The sequence below is a fragment of the Pseudomonas sp. AM8 genome (assembly GCF_036346475.1).
GTDB lineage: Bacteria > Pseudomonadota > Gammaproteobacteria > Pseudomonadales > Pseudomonadaceae > Aquipseudomonas > Aquipseudomonas marginalis.
Genome location: NZ_JAOTNX010000012.1, coordinates 220,904 through 242,216 on the forward strand (window position 1 = coordinate 220,904; position 21,313 = coordinate 242,216).

Sequence of the window (21,313 nt, forward strand, 5' to 3'; positions counted from 1 at the left end):
TCTCTTTGTTCTCCCTTGCCGACAGACGATGTCGTCGAGCGGAGTTCCGGCTGGCTGGACTGGATGTGGATTAACTCGTGATGCCGAAAAGCCTTGACGGTCAGCCCGTAGGAGAATCCGGCAACTGAAGGTCAGCTGCAGCAATGACTGAAGGATATGCGTCTATTGATTGCTTTATTAGATGGCATAATTGGATTGAACTGATCCATTTATGGTGTGGGTGGCAGCAAGATGATCGATCTGAATGACGTCGCATTGTTTGTAAACGTGGTGCGCAGCGGTAGTTTCGCTGAGGCAGCACGTCAGCTTGGAATGCCCTCAAACACCTTAAGCCGGCGGGTTCAACAGCTTGAGGCCCAACTCGGTACAAGGCTGCTGCAGCGCTCCACGCGCAAGCTCACACTCACCCAGTCTGGCGAGGCTTTTCACGAGCGATGCTGTGGAGCCGTGGATGGACTGATTGACGCTGGTGAGCAGCTGATGACAGGAAACCAAGAGCCGAGTGGCACCGTGCGCATTGCGGCAATGGCTGATTTTTTCGACTTCTTTCCTATGGAGTGGGTAGCCGATTTTCTCGAGGCGCATCCACGGGTACACGTCGACTTTGTGCTGAGTGATGCACGCGCCGATTTGATCGCTGATCGTATCGACATTGCGTTTCGAGGTGGGGCGTTGCAGGACTCAGGATACGTCGGTCGCCAGCTCCTTGGAGCTGGTAACGAAGGTTTGGTGGCCAGCCCGAATTACCTTAAAAACAGAGGCGTTCCTATTGAGCTTGGAGATCTGGTCAAACACGATTGCGTGAGCTTTGGCCATCCTAGCGGCTTCACCACCTGGGTTCTTCATGGGCCAAACGATGCGGCGGAAGAGGTGCGGGTCACTAGCCGTTTCAATGGAAACACCGCCCAAGCTTTGCGCAAGGCGACGTTGGCTGGGCTAGGTATTGCCTTGCTGCCGCCCGCCATGACTAAGTCTGATCTTCAGATGGGGCGCCTTGTGTCTGTGCTGCCGCAGTACCATAGAACCGGATACGGCCTGCATGTGCTTTACCCCAGCCGGCAACATTTGCCCTTAGCTGTGTCTGCATTCATTGGGTTGGTGATGGAGAAACTGGAGGGAGAAGAATTTCCTGCAACGGCTCTCTCCTGATCCATGCATCCGTAAAGAGTATGGGATATGCCTAAGAATGACGCAGGCGCATGATGGCATCTGTGATGCCTTGAGCATTCTTGTCCAGCGTCTCCATCGCCCCGATTGCGTTAGCGGCTACATTCTCCGCTCCGTTATCAAGCAGCCACTTTGTCACCTCTTCATTGGCTGCGCGTATTGCGTACTGGTTGTGTAGCTGCAGCGTGAGGGCGTCTGCTGTGGCTACATTCACTTGAGAGCTATCCGGCATCGGTGTCTTCCTTGATGATCTGGTGCGTAGGTAGTAGCTGATCTCTCGCCTGCCCGATCTCTTCCTGAATCTACCCGCAAGGGGATGGCCCATCGGTTCTGGCACGACCTAGGGTATCAACCGCATCTCGCGTAGTTTGTCGAACACGGCGAAAAATGCCTGATCGCTCGACCAAGCCAGCGTCCATGCAACGACGCAGCACTTCATTGAACAGTCAGCGAAAGAGATCGCTGTCCCGAAAACGGCCATGTCTATTTTTGGAAAAGGTCGAGTGGCTGGGGACTTCATCTTCAAGGCTTAACCGGCAGAACCAGCGATACGCCAGGTTCAAATGGGCCTCTGCGCACAACCGCCGCTCTGAGCGAATGCCGTAGCAATAGCCCACGATCAGCATGCGGATCATCAGTTCAGGATCAATCGACGGACGCCGATCGGGCTATAGAAATCGGCGAGGTAATGGCGCAGGTCGCTCAGATCGAGACACCGATCAATGCTGCGCAGAAGGTGATTGGCGGGAATGTGATCTTGGAGGTTGAACGAGTAAAACAGCCGAGCCTGCCCACTCGATAGCTGTCCCATCATGCTGCGTGCTTCCCTGCAGGCCAATGCAGATATTTTGCCGCAGGCAAGATAGAGGAGCTACTTTTTCAACACATCGTTGCCGTTGAAGTTCGATTCCTGGTTTGCATGGGAAGTGTCAGCCCCTCCGATTTTGAGTTGTTCGGACAGAGTTAACGCGACAATGCTAATTAACTAATTAATTTTTAACAATTAATTCCTTAGGCGGAATACGAGTCTGTACGGAGGTGGGGTTGTTCGCTCATCGATTCCAGTGTCCACCGTTCCGCTGAAAGCTTCAGGCCGGTCTATCGAATCGCAGAGTGTCCGGTCGGAGCTATCCTCATCAATAGCCCACTTGGCCTTAGGCTGGGGCATCCTTTTCAAACCATCCAAAGCATGCCCTCAGATGTGCCCCCAATGTAGCAATCCAATGGAACTGAATGGAGCTCCATGGTTTGTGGAAAGGCAGAAATGATTAGCCGAACTGCCTGCCTGACGAAACCTAAAGACTCTCAGGGTCGCCAAAAAACATCTGAATCCGCGACCTCAACCACCGCTCCCCCGGATCATTGTCCTGGGACCCACGCCACGCCATGTGCAATTCGAACGTGCGCACCGGCAATGGCGGTTCTTCTGCACGCAAGCCTCCCGCGGCCGTCAGTGCTTCGGCCGCGTAGTCCGGCACGATGGCAACAATGTCGGTGCCTGCCAGCAACGTCCCCAGGCCGTTGAACTGCGGTACTGCGAGCACCACATGGCGCTTGCGGTCGAGCTTTTCCAACTCTTCATCGATAAACCCGCTCAAGTCGCCGGCGAACGACACCAGGGCGTGGGGGCGGGCGCAGAAGTCGTCGAGGCTCAGGGCGCCCGGCACGCTGTCGGCGCGCAGCAGTTTCGGCAGGCTGCGGCGCAGTACTTTGCGCTTGGCGTTGGCCGGCAGGTCGGCGGTGTAGCTGACGCCGATGGAAATTTCGCCGGAGGCGAGCAGGCCGGGCATCAGGATGTAGTTGACGCGGCGCACCACCAGTACGATGCCGGGGGCTTCGGCGCGCAGACGTTTGAGCAGTTGGGGCAGCAGGGCGAATTCGACATCGTCGGACAGGCCGATGCGGAACACCGCGGTGCTGGTGGCCGGGTCGAACTCGGCGGCGCGGCTGACGGCGGTGGAAATCGAGTCCAGGGCCGGGGAGAGCAGGGCGAAGATTTCCACGGCGCGGGCCGAGGGTTCCATGCTGCGCCCGGTGCGTACGAACAACGGGTCATCGAACAGCCCGCGCAAGCGCGATAACGCTGCGCTGATGGCCGGCTGGCCAAGGAACAATTTCTCGGCAGCGCGGGTCACACTGCGCTCATGCATCAAGGTTTCGAATACGATCAAGAGGTTAAGGTCGACACGACGCAGGTCGTTACGGTTCATCTTGTGTCCTGGAAGAGTCAGCTTTACTTGACGAGAGCGGCCATATAAGAGCCCTGAAGGTCCATTCAGACGCGTGACCGGTATGAATCTTACGGGGAAAGGCTGGTACTCTGCACCGGCTAATTGAGTTTTCCTACGATACTTGAGGTCTATTCCTCAGATGCGGAATCAATGACAGACATGTCGACTATTAACGGCGACCGGTGGTCTTAGCCGGAAAGCCCAGATAGAGTTCATGGCAATAGAGGTTACTTTGACGAGGTTTGCGATGTCCCGCACGATCCGTTTTCACAAGTTTGGTCCGGCCGAGGTGCTCAAGTGCGAAGAGCATGCAGCCGCGCAGCCCGCACCGGGCGAAGTGCAGGTCCGTGTCGAGGCGATTGGCATCAGCTGGTATGACATTTTGTGGCGCCAGAACCTGGCGTCTTCCCACGCACGCCTTCCATCCGGCCTTGGCCATGAGATGGCCGGGGTGGTCGTAGCCTTGGGCGAGGGCGTGGATGACTTGGCAGTGGGCGATAAGGTGGCCAGTTTTCCGGCCGAGAGCCCCAATGATTACCCGGTGTATGGCGAGCAGATCGTCCTGCCCCGTTCGGCCCTGACCCGCTATCCGGACGTCCTGAGCCCCATCGAAGCCAGCGTGCACTACACGCCGTTGCTGATCGCCTACTTTGCGTATGTGGACCTGGCACGGGTCAAACCCGGGCAGTTTGCCCTGGTGACCGACGCCAGCCACTGCGCCGGCCCTTCGTTTGTGCAACTGGGCAAGGCCCTGGGTGTGCGGGTGATTGCTGCCACCAAGGACAGCGCAGAGCGCGAGTACCTGCTCTCTCTTGGCGCAGAAAAAGTCATCGTCACCGAAGAACAGGACCTGCTGATGCAAATCAACAAGTTCACCGAGAACCGCGGCGTCGATGTGGTGTTCGATGGCTTGGGTGGCCCGCAGATGTCGTTGCTCGGTGATGTGCTGGCGCCACGTGGCAGCCTGGTGCTGTATGGCTTGCAGGGCGGTAACCAGACACCGTTCCCAGCGTGCGCGGCGTTCCAGAAGAACATTCAGTTCTTCGTGCACTGTATCGGCAACTTCACCGGCAAACCGGAGCTGGGCATCATCCAGGATCAGGTGGCGTTGCAGCGTGCGTTGCGTGACATCAACCAACTGACCGCCGATCGTGTGCTCGTGCCCCTGAAAACCACGGTGTTTCCGTTCAATCAGTTTGTCGAAGCCCACCGTTATATGGACGAATGCCCATGTCGCGAACGGGTTGCGTTGCAGGTTGCGGCTGTTTGAGCTGTAGGAGTATTCGTAAATGAGTGCTCCGACGCCTGAGTGAATGGGGCAAATGCGCCATTTGACAGGGCTTAACCCGCCCGCCCCAGAAGGTGCCGACCTGGCACTTTAGCCCGCAAATCCGGACCTTCCTCCCTGACGCCGCCCTGAATCCCAGCGCGGCGTTGTTGTGTGTGCGCCATTTACGCGACATCGGTTGCTCATCTGAGCTGGTTTTCGGCCCGCTTCTGTATCTATTAATCATTATTCCAACACTGATAATTGCGCCTTCACTTTCATCTCAAGGACTGAGCAATGATTGAATCCATGACTCGGCTGCTGATAGTTGCTCGAACTATCGACGCGGCCCACAGGTGTACTCAGCAAGACAGGTACTTTCATAAAGCGTACCGGCCATGCAAATGGAAAAGTTGGTTGAGCCTATTGTCGGACACTTCTTTAAAAGACTGGTTAAAAACGCGTAGGACCTTGTCGGAAGACTCCTAAGGCTAACCTTTTAGAAATTTTTACCAGTTTTTTCATTAGGTTATGCGCTTGTACGGGTAAAAAATGCTTCCCGGCAATCCCTGTCGTTTTGTTGCGTGGTGCTAGTGTCTAATCATCGGCGCACAATGCGAGGCGCGATTTTCCTACACGCAAAATAGGTCAAGCAAACACTGTCAGCAGTTGCTTGAAACTGATATTTCAACTCGGGTAGTAGAACTATGAGCACTATTCACGAACAGGCTATGAATCATGTTTACCAGCAAGTTCTGCAACGTCTGATCGGGCACTTCAATCGCGCGGGACGTACCGCTCTCCAGTTACTGGTCCAGCGAATCATTGTCGCGGCAGGCGGGATGGAACAGGTGGGGGACTTCAAGGTACTGGTGGCCCATGGTGGCGGTGAAGTCAGCAGCTATACCCTGGCGCTGCTCCGAGCGGCTCAACTGACCATTGCCGGTCGCGCGCCACGTACCTTTCAACTGAGGGTCGCGACGCTACGTCACGCGGGCATGACCGAGGGGCAGCTCGATACCCTGAATCGCGGCTACGGCCGGCTGTTTCTCCACGATGACCCGCGTGTCGAGTTGTTGATGGTGGAAAACCAGGAGGTACAACCCTTCAATCACCAGCGTCCGGCCTCAGCGATCGGGCGAAAGATCAGCCAGCGCAATATGTTGATGGTGGGCCATGTGAGTGCCGGGGACTGCCGCGCCACCCTGTGCAACGACACTTACCTGGCCGTCGGTGATTTTTACCAGCGTGTCACCACGTGCAATGGCGGCATCCATGCGCTGGTCAGTGGTGACTCCCCGCGTAGGCAGAGTCAGTTTCTTGCCTGGCTCAAGAAAACCGCCCAGGGCGCAGGCGTCCATGTTCCCAAGGGCCATCCGCTGTCGCTCAACGCGTTGTTCGCCCACATGGACGAGTGGAGCACCGGTTATTACCAGGATGTGTTCGGTGAGCATTACGTGGCCAGTGATAACCCCAGCACGGCGGGGCATCGTCACTTGGCCTACATCGGCATCGCCGACCTGCTGGAAGATGTCGACATCGCGTCGACCTCCCTGCTGACCGAGTTCATGGCCTACGCTCCCGATCCACTGGGCTTTCACTTCAGCCATCCGGCCTATTCCAATCCGTTGCTGATGGCTCATCTACGTGGGTTGCAGGCCGAATGCCTGCGTGCGCTGGATTATGAGGAAGGCGTCGAAGGTTTTGTCCAGCAGGCCGCCGGGTACATGCGCCGTCTGCGCATGCCCGACGACTTGCTCGTTCAGGCCGGGACCCGCGAAGGGCGCATGCTCTGGAGTACCTACGCCCAGGAGTTCTTCGGCTTGGATGAGACCCAGCTGACCTGCCTGCTGTTTTCACCCTTTGTTCATCACGGAGAGCGACTGGAAGGTTATCTGCGCCAATGTCACCCGGGCATGCTGGTGGCGTTGCCTGAGTTGCACAAAGTCCTCCAGGGCAACGGTTCCGCCGAAATGCTGCAGCAGTGGGTAACGGACACCAGCGGTTTGCCGATGCCCTTGTTGCAGCACCTGTACCGCAAACGGCCGCTGCCCAGAGAAAACGGCATGTGTCGCGCCGCTGCGGCCCAGGGCGCCGCGCAGGCCGTGCCATTGTTCGGGCGATGACGCTGCGCGGCGAGCGTCAGGCGGATTTCGCGTATCAGGCGGTCTATCGCTACATGATCAGCCTGATCAACGAGGTCAGTACCGACACCCGGGTAAAACTGCCGTCGTTACGGCAGTTGGCCGGACGCCTGAACGTGTCCATTTCGACGATCCAGTACGCCTATGCGCTGCTGGAGAAGGAGGGCAGGGTGTATTCGGTGGCCAAATCCGGCTATTACGCCTGGCCGATGTCGGCAAACCCGCTGGCGTGGGCCGGCGGGGGCCTGCTTGATCGCCTCTACGCGGCGGCCCGGCGCCCCGGTATGCTGGTACTCAGTGGTGACGAGCCGGCATTGCTGGGCTCCCTGGATGAAACACTGCTGCGGCTCGAGCGGGAACTGGTGCGCCAGTACCCGTCGCATTTGCAGCCCTGGTCCCAGCCCTGCGGTGTATGGGAATTACGCGCAGCCCTGGCCGCGCGCTATACCTCGTCGCCCACGCGCTGCTGGCATGCCGACGACGTGTACATCGGCGCCGACCTGCGCGGCGTGTTGGACATCCTGATCGAAGTGCTGGGCCTGCGGGGCACCACCGTGATTGTCGAGTCGCCCTGCGACTGGTTGATCCTGCGCCTGTTGCAGGACGCCGGGGTGCGCATCATCGAGTTGCCCTGGACGCTGGAGGGTCGCCTGGATCGAACTGTGCTGGGGAAGCTGTTGCGTGATGAGCCTGTGCATCTGGTGTTGCTCTCGTCTTCCGTCAGCCTGCCCAGCGGGGTGGCCATGTCAATCGACGAGCGTCTCGACGTGGCACACCTGCTGGAGCAGTCCGGTTGTTGGTTGCTTGAAAACGACACCTTTGGCGAGCTAGGTTTTGAAGCCCCCCACACCGCATTGCGTGAACGGGTGAACCCTGAGCGGCTGATCGTGTTTTCTTCGTTCGAGAAAGTGCTCGGCTCGGAAGCCCCCTACGGCTACCTGCTGTGCCGGCGCATGAGCAATGAGTTGCAGCGTCAGTTCCTGCTGCGCTCATTCCGTTTATCGTCGATCCGTCAGCGCGCGATTGCCCGTTTGTACCAAAGCGGGCGGATTGACCAGCACCTGCACACGCTGCGCCAACGCTTGAGCGAGCAGGCGGCGCACATGAGCCAGCGCCTGGAACAGCACTTGGGCGACCAGGTGACTTATCGGATGCCGGCCGCCGGTGCCGCGTTCTGGCTGGCCTCCACCCGGGCCGTAGACATGCGCCAGGCATTTCAGCGCCTGCTGGCACGGCAAGTGGTGATCGCCCCCGGGGAGCTGTTCAGTGTCAGTGGCTTGCACCAGCAGCACCTGCGCGTGAGTCACACCTTCCACGGGCAGCCCAATCTGGATATTGCCCTGGAAGCATTGAGCGACGCGTTGCGCCAGGCGCAGACTGGGTGAAATTTCTCTTAACGATGTAGGATCGATACCATCGCGCAGCAGTCCAACTCTCAGTAAACTGGCATTTTTTCCGAATCCTTCTATCCGAGGTTTATGCATGACAATCAGTCCTTTTGCGGGCAAGCCGGCGCCGGCCCAGTTGCTGGTGGATATCCCGCGACTGGTCACGGCCTATTACACCGGCCAGCCTGATGCAGCGATCTCTACCCAGCGCGTAGCCTTTGGTACCTCCGGGCACCGTGGCAGCTCGTTCGAACTGAGCTTCAACGAATGGCATGTGCTTGCCATCAGCCAGGCCATCTGCCTGTATCGCGAAGCCCAAGGCATCAACGGCCCGCTGTTCGTTGGCCTGGATACCCATGCACTGTCGACCCCGGCCGGTGCAAGCGCGCTGGAAGTGTTGGCCGCCAATGGTGTGCACGTGATGCTCGCCGAAGGCGATGAATACACGCCAACCCCGGCAATTTCCCACGCCATCATCTGCTACAACCGTGGCCGTACCAGCGGCCTGGCCGACGGCATCGTTATCACGCCGTCCCACAACCCGCCGCAAAGTGGTGGCTACAAGTACAACCCGCCCAACGGCGGCCCGGCCGATACCCACGTCACCAAGTGGATCGAAGCCAAGGCCAACGAGCTGCTGGCCAATAAACTGGCGGGGGTCAAGCGCATCACCCATGCGCAGGCGCTCAAGGCCGACACCACCCATCGCCATGACTACCTCAACAGCTACGTGGCCGACCTGATCAACGTGATCGACATGGACGCCATCCGCAGCGCCGGCCTGCGCCTGGGCGTGGACCCGCTGGGCGGAGCAGGGGTGCGCTACTGGTCGGCGATTACCGAGCACTATCGACTGAACCTGGAGGTGGTGAACACTGAAGTCGACGCCACGTTCCGCTTCATGAGCGTCGACTGGGACGGCCAGATCCGCATGGACCCGTCCTCCAGCTACGCCATGCAAGGCCTGATCGGTCTCAAGGAACGCTTCGACGTGGCCTTCGCCTGCGACCCGGACCACGACCGTCATGGCATCGTGACCCCGTCCGGCGGCCTGTTGGCGCCGAACAACTACCTGGCGGTGTCCATCGACTACCTGTTCCAGAACCGTCCAGACTGGCGCGCCGATGCGGCCGTGGGCAAGACCGTGGTCAGCAGCGGCCTGATCGATCGCGTGGCCGCGCGCATCGGTCGTCGTCTCTATGAAGTGCCTGTGGGCTTCAAGTGGTTTGCCGATGGCCTGTTCGAGGGTTCATTGGGCTTTGGCGGCGAAGAAAGCGCCGGGGCGTCGTTCCTGCGCAAGGATGGCACGGTGTGGAGCACCGACAAGGACGGCCTGATCCCGGCCTTGCTGGCGGCGGAAATGACCTCGCGCAAAGGCCAGGACCCGAGCCAGATCTACCGTGGTCTCACCGATGCCTTGGGGGAGCCGTTCGCCATTCGTGTCGACGCCAAGGCCACCCCGGCGCAAAAAGCCTTGCTGGGCAAGCTGTCGCCGCAACAGGTGACTTCCACCGAGCTTGCAGGCGAAAGCATCCAGCAGATCCTCAGCCATGCGCCAGGCAATAACCAGGCGATCGGCGGGTTGAAGGTGATGACCGAAAACGGCTGGTTCGCCGCGCGGCCGTCGGGTACCGAGGACATCTACAAGATCTACGCCGAGAGCTTCATTGGCGAGGACCACCTCAAGCAGCTGGTGGAAGAGGCGCAGGTGCTGGTAGACGGCGCTATCTCGGAATAACCCCAATATGGGAGGGGGCAAGCCTTAATGCCAGTCAGTTAAGGCTTTTTGTAGGAGCGAGCTTGCTCGCGAAAAACTCACAGGCGCCGCTTTCATTCAGGAAGCACGCGTTATCGTTGACGTTTTTCGCGAGCAAGCTCGCTCCTACAGGAGGCGATGTACGCTTAACTGACTGGCATTAGGGCAAGCCTCTCCCATAGTTTATTGGGCCAAAGCGTTGGATCAGGCCAGATCGACCAGCACGATCTCGCTGTCTTCAACCGCCGTTATCCGCAACACTTGCTCATCCTCAACCGCCACACCGTCTCGAGCGTGCGCACGCAAGCCGTTGACCTCAATCACGCCGCTCGCCGGTACCAGATAAGCCCGACGCCCAATGTCCAAGCGGTATTCCGCGCTTTCCCCGGCTTTCAGGTTCGCCGCTACCAGGCGTGCATCCGCGCGGATGCGCAGGCTCTCGCTGTCACCGGCCTTGCCACTGGCCAGGGTCACAAACCCTTCGCGATCACCTTTCGGAAACGGCTTGGCGCCCCAGGAGGGTGGCAGGCCGGCCTCGTTCGGGATGATCCAGATCTGGAAGATCTTGGTCGGCGTGGCTTCCAGGTTGTACTCGCTGTGGGCGATCCCCGTGCCTGCGCTCATCACCTGCACATCACCGGCCTCGGTGCGGCCCTTGTTGCCCAGGTTGTCGGCGTGGCTGATGGCGCCTTCACGCACATAGGTAATGATCTCCATGTCGCGATGGGCGTGCTGCGGGAAGCCGGTGCCGGGGGCGATGATGTCGTCGTTCCAGACCCGCAGGTTGCCCCAATGCATACGCTCGGGGTCGTGGTATTCGGCAAATGAAAAGTGGTGATGGGCGTCAAGCCAGCCATGGTGGGCGCCGCCCAGGGCGTTGAAAGGTCGAAGTTCAAGCATGATCGTCTCCTGTTGATGGCGCCTATGATCCGTGAGCCCATGATCGAAAAAAAGCGTAAAAAATGCCTGATTCCTATCGGTGAATTAGATTGATTGCTGGCGTTTTGACTTTCACTTCATCGCCTAACTGCATGACGGTAAAGCAATTGGCTGGAACTGAGCGCCGATTCCGGCGACCATGGTGCCCTTGTCAAAACCCAGCTCATCGCAGGAGTCCGCGTGCCGCAACACAAGCCTGATCTGCCCCCCGAACTGCGCCCATTGGCGGAAATGCCGCTGCTCAAACGCCTTGCCGCACGCCTGTTTGGCCATGGCCTGACGCGTTTGCGCGCACAGCATCGGTTTTCCTGGTTGCACGGGCAGGCCGATGGTTTTCGCAGTGGTCACGAGGCCGGCGTGGAGTATGGCTATCGCGAGGGCAAGGCCGATGGCATCGAGGAAGGCCGACAAGTCCTGTTGATCCGCGACTTCCGTCCCGATGAGCACCGCGCGCCCGGCGTCGATGACAGCCTGTTCGACGATTGGCGGCTACCCTTGACCGCCGACGTGAAGAAACGCATCAAGGCTGATGTGGCCCGGTTGCTGCCGGCCCATGCCCAGCCGAGCGCGGCGCAATGGAAGATGATCTTCAGCGATACGCCGTCAACCTCGGTGATCGCCGGTGCCGGCGCGGGTAAATCCACCTCGCTGGTGCTGCGTATTTTGCTGCTCACCCATTACCTGGGGTTCGAATTGAGCTCGATGACCGTGGTGACCTTCACCCGTGAGTCGCGCAAAGACTTCATCAACAAGCTCATGGACATTCTCACCCTGTGGGGCCAACCCATTGATATGAAAGAAGCCCAGGCGGTGGTACGCACCTTTCACTCGCGCATCCTGCCGATGGTCCGCAGCCTGCCGGGTTTTGAACGCCTGCAGGCGTTTGAAAACCTCAGTGCCGGTTTCGAAGACGCTGACAGCAACCCGTTCGACCTGCGCATCAGCGACGCCCAGCGCCAGCAGATGAATGCCTGCTACCACCAGTTGCAGGGGCGACATGCACGGTTTCGTGAACTGATTGCACCGCTGGCACGCCACGGCCTGCAACTGCGCGAACTGGAGCGCGATCATCCGGATGTACAAAAGCGCATAGCGGTGACCGAACTGGCGGCCAAGCGCGATGAAGAACTCTGCGATGTGATCGAGGACCTGTGGTTTCGTGCCGGCGCCTGGCCGATCAAGGGGATTGAGCCCAGTCGCCAGCGCTTCGAAATCAATGGCGCGCAGTTCCATTGCCACGGCTATATCCCGGCGCTGGATGCGTGGGTAGTGCTGGGCTTTGATCCCAGGGAAAACCCCCAGGTCAGCCGGCCGAATTCGAAGCTGTCGGTCCGTGCAGAGTGGGCGGTAAAACGCACCTTATTTCAAGCTTTCTGTCATAAACCATTGATATGGCTGGATAGTTATGATGCATCAAAGCGTCTTTTAAGCAGCCTCGCCGGGGATGCCAGCGCGGGTCCCGGCTTTGATTACAAGGTCAAGGGTGAGCTGGCGTCGGCGCCGCTGCTGGACAGTTTCGTGATGGCCGCCGGCTTTATCGAGAACCTGGGGCTGGACGTGCCGACCGCCGTCGGCCAGATGAGCTTCGCCAAGGACGACCCGGACCGCTTCTTCTTTGAAGCCCTGAGCATTTTCTGGAAGGCCCTGGAAGACCACCTTCTCGACCAATCACCGCCGATCATGACCTATAACCGCATGTTCTCGCTGTTCGGCGAGAACACCCCGGAAAATCTCAAGCTCCTCAGCGATCCGCTGCTGCGGCCAATGTCGCACCTGATGATCGACGAATTCCAGGACGTATCGCCCCAGATCGTTTCGTGGATACGCGCGAGCCTGCGGGAAATCCGCAGTCGTGGGCCGGCGATGCATGTGGGCCGTGGTGCGCAACGTTCGTCCTTGCTGTGCGTGGGCGATGACTGGCAGTCGATCTACGGCTGGCGCGGCAGTTCGCCCAAGTACTTCATGGAATTCAACCAGCAATTCCCGGCGCCGAGCACTACCCGCGTCATGCTCGGCGAGAACTACCGCAGCCATCAGCACATCATCGACGCCGCCGAACATATCGTGCGCGCCGCACCGGCCATCCCGGGGAAAAAGGCCAAGGCCAGCGGCACGCCAAAAGCCTTGGTGCCGGTCACGGTACTGGAACGGGACGATGCGGCGTTGGGGCGGCAACTGCTGGAGCATTATCAACGGGGTGATTCGATATTAATGCTGTATCGAAAAAGTAGCGATAAGTTACTGATCCAAGAGCATATTCAGTCGATTGTTAATGTTGATTCTAGCTTGCCCGCAGTGACGCGCAGGTTGAAGCAGCTGACGTACCACAGCGCCAAGGGCCTGCAGGCGGATGCGGTGTTCCTGCTCGGTGATTGCCAGCATGTGACCAGCTCGCCCTACAAGAACCAGGTCTACCGCATGGCGGGCCTGGGCAAGGACGGGGACAGCGAACCCTACGACACTGCGCAAAAGGACGAAGTGCTGCGCCTGGCCTACGTCGGGATTACCCGGGCCGTGAGCCATTGCTACTGGTATGTGGAAAAAACCGAGGGCCAGGCGGTGAATGTGCCCAAAGCCTCGGAGCGGGTCGACGGCAGGAAAGCGTTTTTCGACGATCAGCGCCATTAGTAGGGGACAAATGCGATTCCAACGTGGGAGGAGGCTTGCCCCCTCCCACAGTTGAGCTTCTTTCTGCTGGCTGGACCGGAATCAGGCCCTCAGCGACAACGGCGGCACAAACGACTCCAACTCATCCTCCACCGCCTCGATAATCCGCTCCACATCGGCAGCATTCATCACGGTGGCGCAGGGGATGCCGGCGATGGCAATCAGCGTCTCGCCGCTGGCCCGGTCGAACAGGCGGGCGACCATACTGCCGGGCGCATCCATGCTGCCCTCGAAGCCCATCGGATGAAAATGCCAGCGCATCAGCTGGCAGGCGTTGGGGAATGTCACTTTGTTCATGTTGCCCACCTTGTTCATTGAGCGCTTCCTTTAGCTCGCGGCAGGGGGCCAGGACCGTCACTGGTCGTGGCGTCGTAGAAGCTAAAAATAGCATTCGTTCGCAAGTACAAGGTGACTTTTTCTGCCCCGTTCGGCGGTTGTCAGCCATTCACTTGATGTGGGTCATCTCTTACTCACGATTGGGCACAATGCCACTAATGCGAAGTTCCAATTGGCCATTGTCGGCAGTGGCAAAATTCGGCAATCTCCGAGGTTTACCCGCCTCAGAGCCTTCCATGCCCGACATCGCGCCAGACGATGATTGCCATAACACCCACGCCACGCGTGAGCTGGTGTTGCGCCACCACCTGTGCTGGCGTCATCGCGACCTTGACGGCGTGATGTCCTACTACCACCCGGACATCCAGTACCACGACTTTTTCCAGAACCGTGTGGTCGGTTACGCCGAACTGCGTGAGTACCTGCAAGCCAGCATGCCCCGCGAAGCCGACGAAGCCATTGAACATACCGACCGCATCCGTGCCGATGGCGACACGGCATTCATCCAGTACCGCATCACCTTGCGCGGCGGTCAGGGGCTGGTGTCATTCCGTACCAGCGAGGCCATCACCGTCCGCGATGGGTTGATCTGGCGCGTCAACGAGTACGCGTCATTGGTGCATGAACAACCCTCCCAGGCCCAGCGCCCCAGCGTCAGCCGCCTGGGCCTGTCACCCCAGCAATTGGGGCATATGGCCAATGACTTGCAGCAGTACTTCGAGTGCAGGCAGCCTTATCTGGACCCGGAACTGGACCTGCAGCGTGTCGCCAAGGAGTGTGGCTACAGCCGCAATCAGATTTCCTACCTGCTCAACCAGGTGCTGGGGCAAAGCTTCTACCGCTACGTCAACCAGGCTCGGCTCCAGCACCTGCTGGCCGCACTGGATACCGCGCAACCACCGATCAAGGTCGACGACCTTGCCTTCGCCGCCGGTTTCAATTCGTTGTCGGCGTTCTACAGCGCCTTCCGCCAGCACACCGGCCAGTCGCCCAAGGCCTACGTCAAACAAATTTCCCTGCGTGCACGCGCGCAAGACAGCGAATAACCCGCAGTTCTAGGATCCCTCCATCGAAATGTGGTTGGGGAACTTGGCATGCCGGCATGGCGCACTATCAGTTTATGGATGGACCAACTGGACGACCCGCTGTCGGCGCGGCCGGCCCTTGAGCATGACCTGGACGTCGATGTGGCCATTATCGGTGCCGGCTACACCGGGCTGTGGACCGCCTACTACCTGAAACGCCAGGCGCCTGAGTTGAAGATCGCGATTATCGAGGCGCAAACCGCTGGCTTCGGCGCCTCGGGCCGTAACGGCGGCTGGCTGATGGGCAATCTGCTGGGCGAAGACCGCCTGCTGGCCGGCCTTGCGCCTGAACAGCGCCGCGCCTCCTTCGACCTGCTGCATGGCATTCCCGACGAAGTGGCCCAAGTGCTGGCCCGGGAAGGCATCGACTGCGACTACCGCAAGGGCGGCGCGCTGTACTGCGCCGCACGCTACCCCGAGCAGGAAGGCAGCCTGCGCGCTTACCTGGACAAGCTCTACGCCCAAGGCCTGACCGAAGCCGACTATCGCTGGCTGAGCCCTCGACAGTTGGCTGAACAGATCCGCATCGCCAAGCCCTATGGCGGTATCCATGCCCCCCATGTCGCCACGATCAACCCGGCCAAGCTAGTGCGCGGTCTTGCGCGGGTGTTGGAGAGCATGGGCGTGACGATCTATGAAAACACGCCGGTGACCCACTGGCAGTCCGGTACTGTGCGCACCGCCAAGGCCCGTGTGCGCGCTGCCTGGGTGGTGCCGGCTGTCGAGGGTTATGCGAATACCTTGCCGCCCCTCGGCCGATACCAGTTGCCGGTGCAAAGCCTGATCGTTGCCACCGAACCGCTGCCCGCCGGCACCTGGGATGAAATCGGCCTGAGCCATGGCCAGGCCTTTGGCGAAAGCAGCCGCCAGGTCACCTATGGCCAGCGTACGGTGGATAACCGCCTGGTGTTCGGCGCCCGCGGTGGTTACCAGTTCGCCGGCAAATTGCGCCACAACTTTGATTTGACTGACAGCGAAGTGGCACTGCGCCGCTACCTGTTCGGCGAACTCTTCCCACAGCTGAAAAAGGTGCGGATTACCCATTCCTGGGGTGGCAACCTCGGCATGTCGCGCCGTTTCCGCCCGCACATGCTCTGCGATCACAAGACCGGCATCGCCCTGGCCGGTGGTTACGGCGGGGAGGGCGTCGGTGCCACCAACCTGGGCGGCCGCACCTTGGCCGACCTGATCCTCAGTCGCGACACACCGCTGATCCACCAACCCTGGGTGATCCGTGAGCGTGGCCTGCACGCGCTCAAGGCCTGGGAGCCGGAGCCATGCCGCTGGCTTGGCTACAACGCGATCATTCGCAGTTTTGTCCATGAAGACCAGGTGCTGGCCAACCCCAACACAGCACCTTGGCGCCGCAAGCTGGCGATCGGCATAGCCGGGTTCATGGAAGGTTTCATGCATTGAGCCGTTTCACCTACACGAGAAAACCCCATGAGCATCACTCAATTCAAAGACGCGCTGCATGCCCAACTGCCGGACTCATCACCGGTGGCCGTGCCCCTGGGCGAGCCGATCGCCGTGGCCTCGACCTTGAGCGTTGAACGCAGCGACGGCGTCGAGACCGGTATCTGGGAATGCACCCCGGGCCGCTGGCGTCGGCAGATCACATCCCAGGAGTTCTGCCACTTTATCCAGGGTCGCTGCACCTTCACCCCTGACAACGGTGAAATCGTTCACATACAAGCCGGTGACGCACTGATGTTGCCGGCCAACAGCACCGGTATCTGGGACATCCAGGCAACCGTGCGCAAAACCTACGTACTGATTTTGTAACGCTTTGATCCTTGATCGCCTGCCATAAAAACAGCCCTAAAATCGCCAGGAAATCGAACCATGAAAGCCATTGCCCTGTTGCCCTTGATGTGGGTGGCCGCTATCAGCCAAGCCGCTGAGACGGTGAAGATCTACAACTGGTCCAGCTATATCGCGCCGGACACAACGAAGAATTTCCAGAAACAAACCGGCATCGGTTTCAGCTACGACGTGTATGACAGTAACGAAACCCTCGACGGCAAGCTGATGACGGGTAACTCCGGCTACGACGTGGTGTTTCCGTCCAACCACTTCATGGCACGGCAGATCCAGGGCGGCGCCCTGAAGAAGCTCGACAAGAGTCAGTTGCCCAACTGGAAAAACCTCAACCCCGTACTGCTCAAGGCCCTGGAAAACAACGACCCGGGTAATGCCCATGGCTTCCCGTACCTGTGGGGCAGTACCGGCATCGGCTATAACATCGACAAGGTCAAGGCGGTACTGGGGGAAAACGCACCGGTGGATTCCTGGGACCTGATCTTCAAGCCCGAGTACATGGAAAAGCTCAGCAAGTGCGGGGTAGCGATCCTCGACAACGGCCCGGAATTGCTGCCCATCGCCCTCAACTACCTGGGGCTGCCGTCCCACAGTAAAAAACCCGAAGACTACAAAAAGGCCGAGGCGCTGCTGATGAAAGTGCGCCCCTATGTGGCGTACTTCCACTCCTCGAAATACACCGGCGACCTGGCCAATGGCGACATCTGCGTGGCGGTCGGTTTCTCCGGCGACGTACTGCAAGCCGAAAGCCGCGCCAAGGAGGCCAAGAATGGGGTGAAGATCGGCTATCAGATTCCCAAGGAAGGCGCCGCCATCTGGTTCGACATGGTGGCCATGCCCGCCGATGCGCCCGATGAAAAGGCCGGCTACGCGTTCATGAACTACCTGCTGGAGCCCCAGGTGATGGCAGACATCACCAACTCCGTGCACTACGCCAACGGCAACCGTGCAGCGGATAGCCTGGTAGACCCTGAGATCAAGGCGGACACCAAGATCTACCCCAGCGACGAAATGATGGGCAAGTTATTCGCGCTGGAGGCGATGCCGCTGAACATCGACCGGATTCGCACGCGGGTGTGGAACACCATTCGAATGGGCCGCTGACGGGTAATATCTCGTCGCCTTTTGGGTTCGCTGTTTAGCTGTTTTTTTCTGTAGTGTCCTTGCCTCCTTTCAATAGAACGGGGGCAAGGAATGCTCACTTCGAACAAATCAGGCCGTTTGCGAATCGGTAGAGTGTCACAAGCAGGGGACGTTTACTTGCTGACCGCCGTGGTGAACCGGCGTGAACCAATCTTCGACGATTGGCGGCTCGGGCGCCTGGTTGTGAAGCAGTTTCGAGAAGCCCACGAAGATGATTGGGTTAACTCTCTGGCCTTTGTGGTCATGCCAGATCATATGCATTGGCTGGTTCAACTCCATGAGCGGACATTGGCGGAACTGATGTGCCGAATTAAATCGCGCAGCAGCTTAACGGTTAACGGCGCTCTAGGTCGTAAAGGGCGTTTATGGCAAAAGGGCTATCATGACCGTGGTGTACGGCGCGAAGCGGACTTGAAAGATTTTGCTCGTTACGTGGTGTGTAACCCCATTCGTGCAGGGCTGGTCAGTCGTGTTCACGACTACCCGCTGTGGGACGTCTGGTGGCTTTAAAAGCCCATGTATCCCGTAGATACAGCGCAAACCCGTAGCAGCTGCCGAGCGCAAGCGAGGCTGCGTCGGGCACACCGCCGACATCACTGACCCTCCACGTTCTCGCGGCGATTATGAGGGCCTCACGCCGCCTCGCCAGGGCTCGACAGCTGCTACGCGCCGTCCCACGCCCCCCGTAGCAGTTGCCGAGCGCAAGCGAGGCTGCGTCGGGCACACCGCCGACATCACTGACCCTCCACGTTCTCGCGGCGATTGTGAGGGCCTCACGCAGCCTCGCCAGGGCTCGACAGCTGCTACGCGCCATCCCACGCCCCCCGTAGCAGCTGCCGAGCGCAAGCGAGACTGCGTCGGGCACATCGCCGACATCACTGACCCTCCACGTTCTCGCGGCGATTGTGAGGGCCTCACGCAGCCTCGCCAGGGCTCGACAGCTGCTACGCGCCATCCCACGCCTCCGTAGCAGCTGCCGAGCGCAAGCGAGGCTGCGTCGGGCACACCGCCGATGTCAGGGGTTTTCCAGGTCATGCCCCAACGACTGGATAAACAATGAAAACAGTTCCGGCTGTGACGAGATGTCCAGCTTCGCGTACAGATGCCGGCGGTGCACCTTCACCGTGTCCGGCGAGATATGCAGGCGCTCGGCCATGGCCTTGGACGAGAATCCGCGCAGTACCAGGCGGGCGATTTCCAGTTCGCGGTCCGAGAGCACACCGCAACCGAATTGGCTCAGTGCATCCCGGATCTGGCTGTCCATGGCCGGCGCGCGCCGGGTGCTTTGTTGCCAGTGCTGCTGCATCAACGGCAGCACCCAGGCGGCCAGCGTCGTCAGCAACCCGGTCTCCTCAACGCTGAATCGCCGCTGCATGCCCAGTGACAGCGACAACGTCCCCGCGCCCGGCAACTGCAGGATCAATTGCACCTCGTCTTCCAGCACGTTGTCGTGGAAGTAGCTGAGGAAATACTCGCTCTGGCGAAAATGGTCCGGCGCCACTTCCTCAAGCCGGTACACGCCGCTGGCATACCCCTCGCGACACGCCTGGAAAAACGGATCGAGCAAATACAGGCCATTGAGGTACACCAGCATCGACGCCGGCTTGCTGCTCGGCTGGGCGTCGTACTCTTCCAGTGCCTGGGGCGCACCATCCACGGGATAGAAGATCGCCAGCGCGTTATCGAAGGGTACGCATTGGTGCAACAACAGCACCAGCTGTTTCCAGAAACGCTCGGTGCCGATGTGCGCAACAGTGCGGCCCAGGCCGGCGTGCATGCCGACTTCACGAAACAGGCTCATGTAGCAAGCTCCCGCCAACAAAAGATCGCCCCAAGGGTTCGGCTTTTGCTGGGTGCCGTCAAGGGGAGTACGCCAATAGGGGAATTGGCTGGCATAAACCCCACGGTTACCTTTGGCATCATTCAGCGGGAAACATATCCCGCCACTTTCAGACCTTTCGTTTCTGCCTCACACCAAGAACAACGACAGAGGATAACGATATGAGCACTTCCCCCACGCCCGACGGCGTGCTGAAACCCACCCTGAGCGTCTTCGATGTGGTGGCCATTACCGTTTCGGCTGTGACCCCCGCCAGTTCCGTTTTCGTGATCGCGCCCTTTGCCATCCAGCAGGCTGGCAGCGGCGTGTTCCTGGCGTTCGTGATGGCAGGGCTGCTCGCGCTGATGTTCGCGTTTTGCTACGCCGAACTGGGCCGCGCCCATAACAGCGCCGGTGGCGAGTATGTGTATGCCAAGCGCGTGTTCGGCGGCATGGCCGGCTACGCGACGTTCCTGACCGTATTGGTGATGCTGCTGTTTATCCCGCCGGTATTGGCCACCGGTGCCGCAACCTACCTCAACAATGCCCTGGGTACCAGATTCGACGCGCAAACCGTGGCCCTGGTGATCGTGGTGTGCAGCTACGCCCTGGGCATCCTCAATATCAAGCTTAACGCCTGGATCACCGGGACCTGCCTGCTGCTGGAAGTCGCGGCGTTGCTGGTGATCGTGTGCATCGGCTTCGGTAACCCGGTGCAGCCGGCCAGCGTGCTGTTTCAACCCCAGATTGTCGAAAACGGTGTGTTGCACCTGGCGCCCTGGGCCCTGGTGATCGGCGCGGTAGGCATTGGCCTGTTTTCCTACAACGGTTACGGCCCCGCCGTGTTGCTGGCCGAAGACATGAAATGCGGGGGCAAGGGCGTACACAAGGCGGTGCTGTGGTCCCTGGGCCTGGTGGTGGTGATCGAGCTGGTGCCGATCACGGCGCTGCTGATCGGCGCGCCGTCACTGAGTGCGATGATCAGCAGCCCGGACCCCATCGGCTACCTGCTCACCAGTCATGGCAATGAAACCCTGTCGCGCCTGGTCAGCGCGGGCATCTTCCTGTCGGTGTTCAACGCCATCGTCGCCATCGTTATCCAGATTGGCCGCGTGGTGTTCAGCAGCGGGCGCGATGCATTGTGGACGCCTACCATCAACAAGCTGTTTACCCGCATTCATCCGCGCTGGGATTCACCCTGGCTGGCCACGCTGTTCCTGGCGATCCCGTCGGCGTTGCTGAGCTTCAGCTCCAACCTGACCGACCTCACCTCGTTCAGCGTATTGCTGATCATATTGGTGTACCTGGTGGTGGCGTTGAGCGCGCTGATGAGCCGCGTGCTGCTGCGCGACCGCGAGCATCCCTATCGCATGCCGCTGTGGCCGCTGCCGGCGTTGCTGGCTGCACTGGGCGCGGGTTACTTGCTGGTGACCTTGATCTACGCGGCGTCAGTACGCGACATCATGATCATCATCGGCTTGCTGGCCCTGTCGGTGATTCTGTATTGCATCAGTGGCCGGTCGAGTCCGGCCTTTCAAAAATTGTAAGGA

17 protein-coding genes and 1 pseudogene are annotated in these 21,313 nt (G+C 59.6%); 12 read left to right on the plus strand and 6 right to left on the minus strand.

Going from position 1 to position 21,313, the window contains the following annotated elements; translation table 11 throughout:
• Positions 1 to 231 precede the first annotated feature (231 nt).
• On the plus strand, positions 232 to 1,149 hold the full coding sequence (locus V3W40_RS26160; protein WP_330215908.1) for a LysR family transcriptional regulator: 918 nt from the start codon (positions 232 to 234) through the stop codon (positions 1,147 to 1,149).
• Between the two features lie 31 nt (positions 1,150 to 1,180).
• Here V3W40_RS26160 and V3W40_RS26165 read toward each other — a convergent pair whose 3' ends face one another.
• From V3W40_RS26165 to V3W40_RS26175, 3 genes and pseudogenes are all read right to left on the minus strand, one after another.
• Positions 1,181 to 1,399, minus strand: a complete 219-nt coding sequence (locus V3W40_RS26165) for a hypothetical protein (RefSeq protein ID WP_330215909.1) — start codon at positions 1,397 to 1,399, stop codon at positions 1,181 to 1,183.
• 217 nt (positions 1,400 to 1,616) lie between these two features.
• Positions 1,617 to 1,981 (minus strand): annotated as a pseudogene (locus V3W40_RS26170) (transposase); the annotation flags it as partial.
• Positions 1,982 to 2,462: 481 nt separating this feature from the next.
• Positions 2,463 to 3,377: a LysR substrate-binding domain-containing protein gene (locus V3W40_RS26175; RefSeq protein WP_323146388.1), complete on the minus strand. Its 915-nt coding sequence runs from the start codon at positions 3,375 to 3,377 to the stop codon at positions 2,463 to 2,465.
• A 268-nt stretch (positions 3,378 to 3,645) separates the two neighbouring features.
• On the opposite strand from V3W40_RS26175, the gene V3W40_RS26180 reads away from it, so the two are divergent.
• The 4 genes from V3W40_RS26180 (at position 3,646) to pgm (ending at position 9,935) form a co-directional block, all read left to right on the plus strand.
• Positions 3,646 to 4,668 carry a zinc-dependent alcohol dehydrogenase family protein gene (locus V3W40_RS26180; RefSeq protein ID WP_330215910.1) on the plus strand — a complete coding sequence of 341 codons (1,023 nt, stop codon included), beginning with the start codon at positions 3,646 to 3,648 and terminating at the stop codon, positions 4,666 to 4,668.
• A gap of 704 nt (positions 4,669 to 5,372) precedes the next feature.
• Positions 5,373 to 6,791, plus strand: a complete 1,419-nt coding sequence (locus V3W40_RS26185) for a hypothetical protein (protein ID WP_330215911.1) — start codon at positions 5,373 to 5,375, stop codon at positions 6,789 to 6,791.
• Complete coding sequence (locus V3W40_RS26190; protein ID WP_065927599.1) at positions 6,788 to 8,194, plus strand: aminotransferase-like domain-containing protein; 1,407 nt, start codon at positions 6,788 to 6,790, stop codon at positions 8,192 to 8,194. Before V3W40_RS26185 ends, V3W40_RS26190 begins: the two co-directional genes overlap by 4 nt.
• Before the next feature lie 97 nt (positions 8,195 to 8,291).
• Positions 8,292 to 9,935, plus strand: coding sequence for a phosphoglucomutase (alpha-D-glucose-1,6-bisphosphate-dependent) (gene pgm, locus V3W40_RS26195; RefSeq protein WP_330215912.1), 1,644 nt, complete (start codon positions 8,292 to 8,294; stop codon positions 9,933 to 9,935).
• 222 nt (positions 9,936 to 10,157) lie between these two features.
• On the opposite strand, the gene V3W40_RS26200 is transcribed toward pgm, so the two are convergent.
• The gene (locus V3W40_RS26200; protein WP_330215913.1) at positions 10,158 to 10,853 is read right to left on the minus strand and encodes a pirin family protein; all 696 of its coding nucleotides are present in this window, start codon (positions 10,851 to 10,853) and stop codon (positions 10,158 to 10,160) included.
• Positions 10,854 to 11,072: 219 nt separating this feature from the next.
• Here V3W40_RS26200 and V3W40_RS26205 point away from each other — a divergent pair, with 219 nt between their 5' ends.
• On the plus strand, positions 11,073 to 13,520 hold the full coding sequence (locus V3W40_RS26205) for a UvrD-helicase domain-containing protein (protein ID WP_330215914.1): 2,448 nt from the start codon (positions 11,073 to 11,075) through the stop codon (positions 13,518 to 13,520).
• Between the two features lie 81 nt (positions 13,521 to 13,601).
• On the opposite strand, the gene V3W40_RS26210 is transcribed toward V3W40_RS26205, so the two are convergent.
• Complete coding sequence (locus tag V3W40_RS26210; protein ID WP_027605770.1) at positions 13,602 to 13,874, minus strand: DUF1652 domain-containing protein; 273 nt, start codon at positions 13,872 to 13,874, stop codon at positions 13,602 to 13,604.
• 257 nt (positions 13,875 to 14,131) lie between these two features.
• Here V3W40_RS26210 and V3W40_RS26215 point away from each other — a divergent pair, with 257 nt between their 5' ends.
• The 5 genes from V3W40_RS26215 to V3W40_RS26235 all read left to right on the plus strand — a co-directional run bounded on the left by V3W40_RS26215 (position 14,132) and on the right by V3W40_RS26235 (position 18,454).
• Complete coding sequence (locus V3W40_RS26215) at positions 14,132 to 14,941, plus strand: helix-turn-helix transcriptional regulator (protein ID WP_065927595.1); 810 nt, start codon at positions 14,132 to 14,134, stop codon at positions 14,939 to 14,941.
• A 48-nt stretch (positions 14,942 to 14,989) separates the two neighbouring features.
• The gene (locus tag V3W40_RS26220; protein ID WP_137211912.1) at positions 14,990 to 16,396 is read left to right on the plus strand and encodes an NAD(P)/FAD-dependent oxidoreductase; all 1,407 of its coding nucleotides are present in this window, start codon (positions 14,990 to 14,992) and stop codon (positions 16,394 to 16,396) included.
• A gap of 27 nt (positions 16,397 to 16,423) precedes the next feature.
• Positions 16,424 to 16,765 carry a cupin domain-containing protein gene (locus V3W40_RS26225; protein WP_065927593.1) on the plus strand — a complete coding sequence of 114 codons (342 nt, stop codon included), beginning with the start codon at positions 16,424 to 16,426 and terminating at the stop codon, positions 16,763 to 16,765.
• A gap of 60 nt (positions 16,766 to 16,825) precedes the next feature.
• Positions 16,826 to 17,905 carry a polyamine ABC transporter substrate-binding protein gene (locus V3W40_RS26230; protein ID WP_065927592.1) on the plus strand — a complete coding sequence of 360 codons (1,080 nt, stop codon included), beginning with the start codon at positions 16,826 to 16,828 and terminating at the stop codon, positions 17,903 to 17,905.
• A 90-nt stretch (positions 17,906 to 17,995) separates the two neighbouring features.
• Positions 17,996 to 18,454, plus strand: a complete 459-nt coding sequence (locus tag V3W40_RS26235; protein ID WP_092484123.1) for an REP-associated tyrosine transposase — start codon at positions 17,996 to 17,998, stop codon at positions 18,452 to 18,454.
• Positions 18,455 to 18,959: 505 nt separating this feature from the next.
• Here V3W40_RS26235 and V3W40_RS26240 read toward each other — a convergent pair.
• Entirely contained in the window at positions 18,960 to 19,745 is a 786-nt protein-coding gene (locus V3W40_RS26240) for a helix-turn-helix transcriptional regulator (protein WP_065927591.1), read from the minus strand.
• A gap of 200 nt (positions 19,746 to 19,945) precedes the next feature.
• Between V3W40_RS26240 and V3W40_RS26245 the strand changes: the two genes are divergently transcribed.
• Positions 19,946 to 21,310, plus strand: a complete 1,365-nt coding sequence (locus V3W40_RS26245) for an APC family permease (RefSeq protein ID WP_137211915.1) — start codon at positions 19,946 to 19,948, stop codon at positions 21,308 to 21,310.
• The last annotated feature ends 3 nt before the right edge of the window (positions 21,311 to 21,313 follow it).